Origin of the sequence: Sphingobacterium sp. UBA1498, from assembly GCF_002325125.1 — a bacterium.
In the GTDB taxonomy this organism is placed as follows: domain Bacteria; phylum Bacteroidota; class Bacteroidia; order Sphingobacteriales; family Sphingobacteriaceae; genus Sphingobacterium.
Genome location: NZ_DCRG01000037.1, coordinates 14,614 through 27,140, shown reverse-complemented (window position 1 = coordinate 27,140; position 12,527 = coordinate 14,614). Strand labels below are relative to the sequence as shown.

Below are 12,527 nucleotides of genomic sequence, written 5' to 3'. Positions count from 1 at the left end.
TTATTTGACAGATTCCTTAACTATGCCATATTATGGTAAACAGCTTGAACATCATCATCTTCTTCGATTTTATCAATCATCTTTAAGACATCTGCTGCTTGTTCTTCGGTAATATCTGAATGCGATAAGGCGATGCGTTCCAATTTCGCAGATTTCACCTCAATTCCTTTCTCTTCCAGTAATTTTTGCATATTACCAAAGTCTTCAAAAGAAGTTTGAACGACAGCAACATCATTGCCCTCTTCATCAGATTCCACGTATAATTCTTCTAAGCCTCCATCGATCAACTCTAATTCCAACTCTTCTAAGTCCAGTTCTTCTGTTGCAGCAAAACGGAAAATGGATTTGCGGTTGAAAATAAAATCCAGTGATCCTGTTTTTCCTAGTGAACCACCTGCTTTCGTAAAATAGCTGCGGATGTTTCCTACGGTGCGGTTGGTGTTATCTGTCGCAGTTTCAATTAAAACAGGTACACCATGAGGGCCATAGCCTTCGTATACATATTCTTCATAACCCTTGGAATCTTTCTCTGAAGCACGTTTGATTGCAGCTTCAATACGATCCTTGGGCATATTAACGGCCTTGGCATTGTGTATTGCTGTACGAAGTCTCGAGTTGGTTTCGGGATGAGGGCCGCTTTCTTTAACCGCCATAGCGATTTCTTTACCTAAACGTGTAAATTGAACGGCCATTTTGGCCCAGCGTTTGAATTTCCGCTCTTTTCTGAATTCGAAAGCTCTTCCCATTGTTATATTTTGTTTTTAAGATTTTCAATCATGTCGACCGTCATCTTTTGGATGTCAAATTCTGGCGTCCAATTCCAGTCTTTTCTTGCATAGGAGTCATCTAGACTAGCAGGCCATGAATCGGCAATCTGTTGTCTCGGATCGTTCTCTACGTAAGAGATTGCAAAATTAGGAAGAATTTTTTTAATTTCTTGTGCAAGTTCTTTTGGAGTAAATGTGATACCTCCAAGATTATAACTGTGGCGAATGCTTAGTCTTTCTTTTGGTGCATCCATTAATTCGAGTGTGCCCCGAATGGCGTCCTCCATGTACAACATCGGTAATGCTGTGTTTTCAGATAGGAAGCAAGCATAGGAACCGGTTTTTAATGCTTCATAAAAAATGTCTACTGCATAATCCGTTGTACCGCCCCCTGGTTCAGTTTTCCAAGAAATGATGCCGGGATAACGGAGGCTGCGAATATCAAGACCACGGTGTTCTTGATACCATTCTATGAGGCGCTCGCCTGCAAGTTTGCTGATTCCATAAATTGTGTTTGGATCCATTACACAATATTGTTCGGTATTATTTTTGGGAGAATGTGGTCCGAAAACGGCAATTGAGCTTGGCCAAAATATCTTCGAAACTTTATAGCTCACAGCTAAATCAAGAACATTTAATAAGCCATTCATATTCAATTCCCAAGCTTTTTCAGGATACTTTTCTCCTGTAGCCGAAAGCATAGCCGCTAGTAGGTATACTTGAGTAGGTTTATATTGTTGAAATAATTTCTCAAGTCCATTTTTGTCAAGAACATTAGCGATTTCGAAATTTTCGTCAGGGCTTTTAATCTGTGGTTCTCTAATGTCAGTGGTTACAACATTCTCTGCACCAAACTTTTTGCGCAATGCGATAGCTAATTCTGTGCCGATCTGGCCATTTGCACCAATGATAATAATGCTTTCTTTCATTTGTAAGTTTAATTTATGAAGCTACTACTTTTACCATCTTGAGTGTCCATGCTCAACAGTATAAAGGAATCGCTCCGCTCATTTGTTCCCATCGATTAGGACAGGATCTAGCCTGACATAATTTACGTTTCATCGTGTAATGAAAATGAAATTTCAACCATGGCGGTTTATGATGCAAATATAAAGGCTTTTCAGTATCTATCAACTGTGGGATGTTGGATGATGTGTGTAAAAAACGTTAATTTATAGACTCTTGGGGCTGTTTTTATGAGATTTTAAACTGTTTCAATCGTTTGTTCTTTTTTTTTGAATAAGCAGCGAAAATTTTTACTTTTTTTGAATTGCTTTAATATTAAATTTTATCGGCTGGTACGTGATGTAGAGATCGTTCTTCGGCAATTAGCGCCAATAAACTCTAAATGTTGTGACATTTTTAGTAGAGGGACTAATATTTTGTTATTTTAATAGTGAAATTGCTGAATATTTTTTAAATTTGAAGAATTCATTCTTCGAGAATCAACTAAAACAAAATCAAATAACAAATTTTATATACACAATTTAAACACAGACAAAAATGAAAGTGGCAGTAGTCGGCGCAACAGGCCTTGTAGGTACTGAAATGCTAACCGTGTTGGCGGCGCGAAATTTCCCAGTAACAGAATTAATTCCAGTAGCTTCAGAGCGTAGCAAGGGTAAGGAAATTGAATTCAAGGGAAAGAAGTATAAGGTGGTGACTCCATCTGAGGCTATTGCTTTAAAACCTGATGTTGCTTTGTTTTCCGCTGGCGGTGATACATCGAAAGAATTTGCTCCTAAATTTGCTGAAGCTGGAATTACGGTGATCGACAATTCTTCGGCTTGGCGTATGGATCCTACAAAAAAACTGGTAGTTCCGGAAGTAAACGGTGATGTGTTATCTGCTGACGACAAGATTATTGCAAATCCAAACTGTTCGACGATACAAATGGTAGTGGCGTTGAAGCCATTACACGATAAATATAAAATTAAGCGTGTGGTAGTTTCGACTTACCAATCTGTGACAGGTACGGGCGTAAAAGCCGTCAACCAATTAATGGATGAGCGTGCCGGAAAAGATGGTGAGAAAGCTTATCCTTATCAGATTGATCTCAATGTAATCCCTCATATTGATGTTTTCCAAGAAAACGGCTATACAAAAGAGGAGATGAAAATGATTCTTGAAACAAATAAAATCATGCGTGATGATTCTATTAAAGTCACTGCAACGACAGTGCGCATTCCTGTAATGGGTGGACACTCTGAGTCGTTGAATATCGAATTTGAAAATGACTTTGATTTGAATGATGTACGTGCAGCTTTAGCGGCACAAAGCGGTTGTATCGTTGTTGACGATCCATCTTCACTGCAATATCCGATGCCGAAAGATGCACATGGTAGAGATGAAGTATTTGTAGGACGTATCCGTCGCGATGAATCTCAACCAAATACCCTTAACATGTGGGTAGTAGCGGATAACTTACGTAAAGGTGCTGCAACCAACGCCGTTCAAGTAGCCGAGTTATTAGCTGAAAAAGGATTGATCTAACTCAAGTAGATTCCATAATAAATATGGAGCCCTCATGATAACGTTCATGGGGGCTCTTTTTTATAAGCGATTAATAATTTAGGGCACTTACTGGTTGACTCTGAATCGTGTCCTAAAAGATTACGGCATCAATGTGCTGGGCTTGATAGAAAACTCAATCTTATCATTTAATGGGGAGTATGCTTCTTTACTTTGCTCTTCGAGTCGATCCGGAAACAAGATCCCGAAGAGATGATCGGTTTCGTGTTGAAAAATAACAGCAGTAAAGCCTTCGATATTTTCTTCGATCACTTTCCCTTCTTTATTGATGTATTGCAAGCGGATCGCGTAACTCCTCAATACGTCTTCTTTACGGTTAGGAATAGACAGGCAACCTTCGGCACCCGTACGTTTTAATTTGGAGCGCCATAGAATTTTAGGATTGATATAGAACTCAAAAGGTTGATCTGATTTGTCAAATCGCTGTACCCAGATTAGATTTTTATTTATACCGATTTGTGGCGCAGCGATGCCTACACCCGGGTGATTGGGATCACGTACCGTCGCAAACATTCTTTTGGAAAGTGATTCAATCAATGGGTCGTTGTATTTGACATCAGTGCTTGTCGCTTTTAAAACTTTCAGATCTTTTTCGTCCGTTGTCTGCAATACACGAAGAATTGCATTTTCACCTCCAGATGAAATGATTTCCTTGTCGGCAGCACTGAATTCCTGGCCTGCATTAAGATTGACCGGCCTTTCGTTTTTTGACTTATGAAATGCTTTTTCTCCTGCCATAATTTTTGTTTCTAAATTGTTTTCAACTGGGGGAACCGGACAACGGTAACCGTTACTATAAGCGCAATAGGGGTTATATGCTTTATTAAAATCTATCTCAACGTTGTCCCCTTTTATATCGTCTGTGGATAGATCAATATATCGGCCACCACTATAACTTTCCTGGCCATTTGTTAAATCTAGAAATGGCAAAAATAAATGCTTTTTGTATGCAGGGTTTTGAAATAATGCGACGCTTTGGTAGACATTCAGTACACGTTTTTTACCTTGAAGGATAAATGTTATGATTCCGTATCTTTTGTATTCATTGCTTGTGCCGTCGTAGGTCGGCATCCGAAAAACTGGTTCATCAAACAGAACATCAATTTTGCCCTTTACTTTGTAGCTGACGTCTACAGGAAAGTAATCCAAAAATGCCACTTGATCTGATTTCAATGGGCCATATTGTTCTTTCGCCAATTCAGCGGCTTTTTCTTCACGAAGAGTGGTAATGTATTGCTCGTATTTAGTTTGTGCATGCGTATTCAAGCATAAGGCCAACAGGAAACTGGCTACAAGTGTTCTTTTCATTTGTTTAAATATCTTTCTGTCCGATTTTTATGATTTAATACTGTGCCACTTCTTGCCAACATTAGAATTTGGCAAAGCGTAAAGGAAGAGATTATAGTTTCAAAAATCAATATCTTTTGTCGTAGCAAAATCGACAATCAAAGTTATTACTTGATTTCGATTATTCAAAACGTTGTTTTTCATTGTTTAACACCATTGTGCCCAATCTTAATGAGTTGAATTTGACGTATTCAACCATCCATTTCCATGCAATAGCTGTGTTCATTTGCCCGGTGAGTCAATTTCGCTCTCAAGATCAATGTCTTCAAGCTTAAAATCGTCATTGGGATTTGATGAGGTATATAATGATATAGTAAAGATCTGTATGCTCCTAAATTACCTTAGGATTTGTATAGCTATAAGTTAGATTTTAGTTAGGGTTTACTTAGGTCTTACCTATACTATACCTAAACTAACCCTAACTAAACCCTAAACTAAACCTAAGTAAACATGGAACTAAATAGGACACAAAAGAACGTTATTTTAGTGTAAGTAATTTAATCCTATTTTGTTAACGTATAAATGGAACTTCATGCATATATCTCCCAATACTCATATCTAAATTGTACTTTTGTAAAAAAACATATCCATGAGACTGATGGCATTTGATTACGGTACAAAACGAATAGGGGTTGCAGTGACCGATCCAATGCAAATTATTGCGACGGCATTGAAGACTGTACATCCGGAGGATATCTGGACATTTCTAGCAGCGTATTTACAGACAGAGCAGGTAGAAACTTTTGTTGTCGGCAAGCCGCGTCAGTTGGATGGTACCGACTCTGAATCCGCACAGCATGTTGTCGGTTTTATTCGAAAACTGAAAAAGACTTATCCAGCCATTGCTGTCGCTGAAATAGATGAGCGTTTTACTTCTAAAATGGCTTCTGCGGCGATCGCGCAAAGTGGGAAAAAAAAGAAGGACCGTCAACAGAAAGGGTTGATTGATACCGTGTCTGCAACAATCATTTTGCAAAGCTACATGGATAGCCGCAATTTTTAGATACAAAACGACTAATACGTCAAACAAGAATGAATAAAAAATAGAAGGATGAAGAGCATATTATTTTTTACCGAGGATACGGATTTCAAATTAAAAGAAAAGGGAAAGATTCGCCAATGGATTGCTGATGCCATCAAAGGAGAAGGATTTAAACGTGTTGGCGAATTGAGCTTTATCCTTTGCTCGGATGCTTACTTGCTTGAAATCAATAAGCAATATTTAAATCACGACACCTATACTGATATCGTTACTTTTGATTCTTCCGAATATGATGACACCATCGCCGGCGATATTTTTATTAGTGTGGAGCGTATTCAGGAGAATGCTGAAAAGTTTAAAGTTGATGTGCGTGACGAGCTTCATCGGGTTATTATTCATGGTGTCATGCACCTGTGCGGTTATCCCGATAAAAAACCGGCAGATAAAGCCAAGATGACCGCCAAAGAGGATGAGTATCTTGGTAAAAGAAACTTTTAAAGATTCCTACGCGGCTTTTTAAACTGCGACTACTGGTATGAGAACGGAATTGAACGCTGGAGCTTGTCGAGAGAGTGGAGGGCAAAACATAAAAAAAGGTCTTTACAAATTTTGTAAAGACCTTTTTTTATGTTGTTCTAAAGATTAAAATCTTTCAAATTGCGAGAAGAAGAAGTTACCCTCGATAGCAGCATTATCATCTGAATCAGATCCATGAATAGCGTTTGCATCGATTGATTTTGCATATTTATTACGGATTGTGCCTTCAGCCGCGTCAGCAGGGTTAGTTGCACCGATCAGTGTACGGAAATCTTCAACAGCATTGTCTTTTTCCAAGATGGCAGCAACGATAGGACCTGAGGTCATAAATTCCACCAATTCACCATAAAAAGGACGCTCTTTGTGTACTGCGTAAAATGCACCAGCTGTCTCTTTAGAAAGTTGAATGTATTTCATTGCGATGATTTTAAAACCACCAGCAATGATATCGTTTAAGATTGCACCGATGTGACCGTTCGCTACAGCGTCAGGTTTGATCATCGTAAAAGTTCTGTTAGTTGCCATTATTTTAATTTTTATGCAAAATTAGATAAATTGCATTTCATATGCAATATCCTTACGATTCATATACACACAATTCTTGATAAACTTAATAGGTTCTTACGGGTGAAATGTTTGTGTGTCACTTCCGATCGCTATTGATGTTGAGATAAATGTTTCTTTCTGATCCGTTACACTTGTCTTTTTTGTGCAGACGGTAACAAGCTTTACATTATATCGATTGTAGAAAAGTAAAAGAACAATTGATCTAAGTTCAATATGAATATGTAACTTTGTGATATTATGGCATTAAATCTAACAGTAGACATCGATAAGGATTCAGGCTTTTGCTTTGGAGTAGTATACGCTATTGATATGGCGGAAGAGATCTTGGAAGAAGATGGTTATCTTTATTGTTTGGGTGATATTGTTCATAATGATGAGGAAGTTGCTCGATTAAAAGCAAAAGGTTTACGAATTATAGACCATGCTGCTCTGCCCACTTTGAGCAATGAAAAGGTATTGATCCGTGCCCACGGTGAAGCGCCAGATACCTATCGTATTGCTTTGCAAAATAATATTACGTTGATAGATGCATCTTGTCCAGTAGTCCTTAAATTGCAGAACCGTATAAAGACGTCCTTCGATCAAAAGGAGAAGATTTTGATTTTCGGTAAGCATGGACATGCTGAAGTGATTGGTTTGCAGGGGCAGACGAATAATGAAGCCTTGGTTTTTCAGGATATTTCTGAGCTGGATCAAGTCGCGTTGCCATCTTCATTTACGCTATATAGCCAGACAACAAAAAGTGTGGATAAATTTTATGCGATCAAAGACGAGCTTATCAAGCGTGGTTATGAAGTGAAGGCAAATGACACTATTTGTCGCCAGGTCTCCAATCGATATGAAGATCTGGGTGCTTTTGCGAAACAATATGACAAAATCGTTTTTGTGTCAGGCAAAAAATCGTCCAATGGAAAAGTGCTGTTTGAAGTCTGTCAAAACGCAAATCCAGCTAGTTATTTTATTTCTGATCCAGCCGAATTGGATGCATCGGTCTTCGCTGAGAACGATCGTATTGGTATTTGTGGTGCCACATCAACGCCAATGTGGTTGATGAAAGATGTAAAGGCAACTTTAGAAGCCTTATAAGGGCAATTACCCGTCACAGATATTTCATAATTCCAAGGTTTAGATCCCGGGTGTGTTCTTGGTGTATTCTTTTTGTGTAGCTTTGTAAGCTATGAGCAATAAAGGCAAAAAAGGTATTCTTTTGGTACAATTGGGTACACCTGATAGTCCCACTACTCCTGATGTTAGAAGATATTTAACGGAATTTCTAATGGATTCGCGTGTAATTGATATTCCTTACGTCCAACGAACCTTGTTGGTAAAAGGAATTATAGCACTGACACGTGCTCCGAAATCCGCAAAGGTATACAAATCAATCTGGGATAAAGAAACTGGATCACCTTTGATGCATTATAGTATCTTGCAGCGTGACCTGCTTCAGAAAGCGTTGGGAGATGAGTACCATGTGGAACTGGCGATGCGCTACCAGAATCCATCGATTGAGTCTGCTTTGAAAAATATGGAAGGTCTATTGTTGGAATCTATTCGGGTCATCCCTTTATTCCCTCAATATGCCTCAGCAACATCGGGATCAGTGATAGACCGTGTTATGGAATTGATTCGCAAATGGAATTATTTGCCAGAAATCAGTTTTGTGAGCAATTTTTGTACGAATGATTTAATGGTAGAGACCTACGCAGATCATGCCCGCAGGCATGATTTAGAAAGTTTTGATCATTTTGTTTTTAGTTATCATGGCCTTCCTGTGCGGCAACTTGGAAAAGTTGATCCTACAGGTCAGCTAAAATGTCCCGAATCAGGCTGCGAGTCCTGTAAAGCGACAGTTAATTCATACTGCTATCTTTCTCAATGTTATGCAACAACACGTGCTATTGCTACCAAACTAGGTTTAAGAAAGGAGCAATATTCGCAGTGCTTTCAATCCCGTTTGGGTAAAGAACCCTGGATACAGCCTTATACTTCCGATTTATTGCAAGATCTTGCCGCCAAAGGATGTAAGAAATTATTAATTTTCAGTCCTGCCTTTGTGGCGGATTGTATCGAGACCATTGATGAAATTGGCGTGGAATATGCTAATGAATTTAAGCAGTTGGGCGGAGAAGAAGTGTGTTTGGTAGAAAGTCTTAATGATGATCCCAAATGGATTGAATCTTTAAAACAAATGGCACTCAATGCCAAAAATTAAAACAAGTAAAAGATGTTGTTAATAAACGCGTGTGTATTACTCCTATTAGATTTTTATATTTTCTTTGCGCTCCGTGCAACGAAGATTAAGTTCCCCAAAACAAAAGTATTTTCGATCTTGTGGTGGTCTTATTCTGCTTTGCTTCTATTAGGTGTCTTTATCTCCGCAAAATATAGTATTCCTTTAATCGTAAGGTCGGTGATCTTGGTGGCCTTTTTTCTAACGGCGGCATCCAAGATATTTTTCTTTTTGATTTTGTTAATTGATGATATCCGACGTGGTGGTGTATGGGTAAAACGTCTTTTTGCAAGGAAGAAATCAGTCGAGGATTTGGTCGAAGATGCCGGAGACCCTTTACCAGAAAATCCAGTCAAAGGAATTAGCCGATCGGAGTTTTTGACCAAAGCAGGTATTCTAGTTGGCGCCTCGCCCTTGATACCGCTGAGCTGGGGTATTATTTCAGGAGCTTACGATTATCGTGTCAGAAGAGTTCCTTTGTATTTGCCTAATTTGCCCAAGGCATTTCACGGTATGACGATAGCGCAGATATCGGATGTGCACTCTGGATCTTTTTACAATAAGAAAGCTGTCAACGGAGGGATTGATATGCTATTGAAAGAAAAGGCTGATGTGACGTTTTTTACTGGTGATATTGTGAATGCACAAGCTTCCGAAATGCGCGGTTATCAAGATATTTTTGCACGTGTAAAATCTGATTTAGGCGTATTTTCTACACTGGGTAACCATGATTATGGCGACTATTATTATGGTAAAGAAGATTCTCCTGCAAAGCGCAAGAACCTCCAGGATGTGATCGATGTTCATAAAATCATGGGCTGGGATCTTTTAATGGATGAAAATCGTAAAATTAAAGTAGATGGGGAAGAACTTTGTATCGTAGGCGTTCAAAATTGGGGTACAGGCCGTTTTCCAAAGCATGGTGACATTCAGAAAGCTTTAATGGGCACCGAAGAACAGCCTGTTAAGTTATTGTTGTCGCATGATCCTTCTCATTGGCGCGCTCAGGTATTGGACACAGATGTGGATGTGATGTTTGCCGGTCATACGCATGGTATGCAATTTGGTGTCAGGTCTGAAATGTTGCAATGGAGCCCGGTACAATACATCTATAAAGAATGGGCGGGATTGTACCGTGCAAAACAGAACAAACGACTATATGTCAATGTTGGCTATGGCTTTTTAGGCTACCCGGGACGTGTTGGTATTCTTCCTGAAATTACCATATTCGAATTGTTAAAAGCGCAGGACCCGAAGTTTAAAGCATAAAAATCCCCTTTGACTTTTCAGTTAATATAGCTATAATTGTGTATTCTGTACACCAGTTATACATGACATGCAATCAACTTTAAACTTTGGGGACTCTCCCCACACACGCGTTAATATTCTTACCGGGGAAAAAGTACTTGTGTCTCCGCATCGTAGTAAAAGACCATGGCAAGGACAAGTGGAGGATCTTCCGGGAGATAATAGGCCTGAATATGATCCAAAATGTTACTTGTGTCCCACCAATCAACGGGCAGATGGCGATATTAATCCAGGTTATAAAGAAAGTTTTGTCTTCGTGAATGATTTTTCTGCTTTACTCCAAGATACAAGCCAGCAAGAATTTAATGAAGATGAATTATTTGTAGCCGAAACCGAAAGAGGAATCTGTAAAGTAATTGCATTCACGCCCCGCCACGATCTCACTCTGCCAGAAATGGATCAAGAGGCAATAAAAGCTGTGGTAGATCTTTGGCAAAAGGAATTTGTGGATCTCTCCAAGGTTGAATGGATCAAATACATTCAGATTTTTGAGAATAAAGGTGCAATTATGGGATGCAGTAACCCACATCCACATGGACAGATTTGGTCACAAAACCATTTGCCTGTAGAAATTCAAAAAGAATGTGTTCAGCAACAGACGTATTTCGATAAATATCAGCGCACCATCCTGTCAGATTATGTTAAAGCTGAACTAAGTAAGGAAGAACGAATTATCGACGAAAATGATTCATTTGTTTCCCTGGTTCCTTTTTGGGCGGCTTGGCCTTATGAGACGATGATCGTCAGCAAACGGGCTATTCAGAATATTGCTGGCTTTGACGATAAAGAAAAGGCCGATTTTGCGGCTATACTCAAGCTTTTGACGACACGTTACGACAATCTTTTCAAGACATCTTTCCCTTATTCCGCTGGAATGCATCAGGCTCCAGTGAATGGCGGCGACCATCCCGAGTGGCATTGGCATATGCACTTCTATCCACCATTGCTGCGTTCTGCAACGGTGAAAAAATTTATGGTCGGCTATGAGATGTTAGCAAACCCCCAACGTGATATTACACCAGAAGTTGCCGCTGAACAGTTGCGAAATTGTTCGACAATACATTATAAATCTAAACAAGATGATAACAAAGGATACAATAGTAAATAAATTTAAAGAGCACTATCAAGAAGAGCCGCTTGTGGTTTCTTCCCCTGGACGCATTAATATTATCGGCGAACATACCGATTACAATGATGGCTTTGTATTGCCTGCAGCGATTGATAAGGCAATTTATGTTGCTGTAAGTAAGCGATCGGATGATACGATCGTATTGTATGCAGAAGACTATCAGGAGCGGCACGAGGTGAAAATGGCAGAGATTGCTATTTCGGAAAAACATTGGCCAAACTACATCCTCGGAGTGGTCGATCAGTATCAGAAACGCGGGGCAGTATTAGGTGGATTTAATCTTTATATCGATGGTGATGTGCCGCTAGGAGCAGGCTTGTCATCTTCAGCGGCTGTTGAATGTGCGGTTACCTTGGCCCTCAGCGAATTGTTCAATCTGCAGGTAGAACGACTTGATATTCCCCAGATCGCGCAGAAAGCTGAACATACTTACGCTGGCGTGATGTGTGGTATCATGGACCAGTTTGCGTCTGCTTTTGGTAAAGAAAAAAATGTTATTAAGCTGGATTGCCGTACGTTAGGGTTTGAGTATGTTCCGCTTGATCTGAAAGGATATGAAGTTGTATTATTGAATACCAACGTAAAACATTCATTGGCTTCTACCGCTTATAATACACGCCGAGAGCAGTGCGAGCAGGCCTCTGCGTGGATACAGGAGAAATACCCTGAAGTCAAAAACTTACGTGACGTAACTGTCGAGATGCTGGATGAATTGGTGAAAGAAAAAGATGCCGATATTTACGCTAAAGCAAGCTTTGTTGTCCGTGAGAATGAGCGCGTCGAAAAGTCATGCGATGCACTACGTTCTGGCGATGTTGTTCAGTTGGGGCAATATATTTTCGAAAGTCACGAAGGTTTGAGCAAAGTATATGAAGTCAGTTGTGCGGAACTGGATTATTTAGTGGATTATGTCAAGCAGTTTCCCGAAGTGATCGGAGCCCGAATGATGGGCGGCGGCTTCGGCGGCTGTACGATCAATATCGTTAAAGAGGGAGTACTGCCTTCCATTTTGCCAACACTCGAAAAGGAGTACAAGCAGAAATTTGATAAAGAACTTTCGGTGATTCAGGTCAGGATTGCGGATGGTACTCGTGTACTGTGATTGGATAGTATTAAAGAGGGGGATAG

Annotated in this window: 12 protein-coding genes; 8 read left to right on the top strand and 4 right to left on the bottom strand. The window is 39.6% G+C overall.

The window, feature by feature from the left end:
- Window positions 1–20: 20 nt before the first annotated feature.
- Together B3139_RS19490 and B3139_RS19485 are read right to left on the bottom strand one after the other, a co-directional pair.
- Window positions 21–746: a YebC/PmpR family DNA-binding transcriptional regulator gene (locus B3139_RS19490; protein ID WP_209578414.1), complete on the bottom strand. Its 726-nt coding sequence runs from the start codon at window positions 744–746 to the stop codon at window positions 21–23.
- A 2-nt stretch (window positions 747–748) separates the two neighbouring features.
- Window positions 749–1,696, bottom strand: a complete 948-nt coding sequence (locus tag B3139_RS19485) for an NAD-dependent epimerase/dehydratase family protein (RefSeq protein WP_209578416.1) — start codon at window positions 1,694–1,696, stop codon at window positions 749–751.
- A gap of 574 nt (window positions 1,697–2,270) precedes the next feature.
- Here B3139_RS19485 and B3139_RS19480 point away from each other — a divergent pair.
- Window positions 2,271–3,260: an aspartate-semialdehyde dehydrogenase gene (locus B3139_RS19480; RefSeq protein WP_209578418.1), complete on the top strand. Its 990-nt coding sequence runs from the start codon at window positions 2,271–2,273 to the stop codon at window positions 3,258–3,260.
- 120 nt (window positions 3,261–3,380) lie between these two features.
- Here B3139_RS19480 and def read toward each other — a convergent pair whose 3' ends face one another.
- Window positions 3,381–4,607: a peptide deformylase gene (def, locus tag B3139_RS19475; protein WP_293885150.1), complete on the bottom strand. Its 1,227-nt coding sequence runs from the start codon at window positions 4,605–4,607 to the stop codon at window positions 3,381–3,383.
- Window positions 4,608–5,235: 628 nt separating this feature from the next.
- Between def and ruvX the strand changes: the two genes are divergently transcribed.
- Window positions 5,236–5,649, top strand: a complete 414-nt coding sequence (gene ruvX, locus B3139_RS19470; RefSeq protein WP_293885149.1) for a Holliday junction resolvase RuvX — start codon at window positions 5,236–5,238, stop codon at window positions 5,647–5,649.
- 48 nt (window positions 5,650–5,697) lie between these two features.
- Window positions 5,698–6,126 (top strand): rRNA maturation RNase YbeY, encoded by a 429-nt coding sequence (gene ybeY, locus B3139_RS19465; RefSeq protein WP_046671590.1) that lies wholly within the window; start codon window positions 5,698–5,700, stop codon window positions 6,124–6,126.
- 144 nt (window positions 6,127–6,270) lie between these two features.
- Here the strand turns inward: ybeY and B3139_RS19460 are convergent, their stop codons facing one another.
- The gene (locus B3139_RS19460; protein WP_209578426.1) at window positions 6,271–6,690 is read right to left on the bottom strand and encodes a nucleoside-diphosphate kinase; all 420 of its coding nucleotides are present in this window, start codon (window positions 6,688–6,690) and stop codon (window positions 6,271–6,273) included.
- Between the two features lie 279 nt (window positions 6,691–6,969).
- Between B3139_RS19460 and B3139_RS19455 the strand changes: the two genes are divergently transcribed.
- From B3139_RS19455 to galK, 5 genes are all read left to right on the top strand, one after another.
- Complete coding sequence (locus B3139_RS19455) at window positions 6,970–7,818, top strand: 4-hydroxy-3-methylbut-2-enyl diphosphate reductase (RefSeq protein WP_293885148.1); 849 nt, start codon at window positions 6,970–6,972, stop codon at window positions 7,816–7,818.
- A 91-nt stretch (window positions 7,819–7,909) separates the two neighbouring features.
- On the top strand, window positions 7,910–8,944 hold the full coding sequence (gene hemH, locus B3139_RS19450; RefSeq protein ID WP_293885147.1) for a ferrochelatase: 1,035 nt from the start codon (window positions 7,910–7,912) through the stop codon (window positions 8,942–8,944).
- Between the two features lie 12 nt (window positions 8,945–8,956).
- Complete coding sequence (locus tag B3139_RS19445; protein ID WP_293885146.1) at window positions 8,957–10,231, top strand: metallophosphoesterase; 1,275 nt, start codon at window positions 8,957–8,959, stop codon at window positions 10,229–10,231.
- Window positions 10,232–10,298: 67 nt separating this feature from the next.
- Window positions 10,299–11,378, top strand: coding sequence for a UDP-glucose--hexose-1-phosphate uridylyltransferase (locus B3139_RS19440; RefSeq protein WP_293885145.1), 1,080 nt, complete (start codon window positions 10,299–10,301; stop codon window positions 11,376–11,378).
- Entirely contained in the window at window positions 11,350–12,501 is a 1,152-nt protein-coding gene (galK, locus tag B3139_RS19435; RefSeq protein ID WP_209578434.1) for a galactokinase, read from the top strand. The genes B3139_RS19440 and galK overlap by 29 nt, the downstream gene beginning before the upstream one ends.
- The last annotated feature ends 26 nt before the right edge of the window (window positions 12,502–12,527 follow it).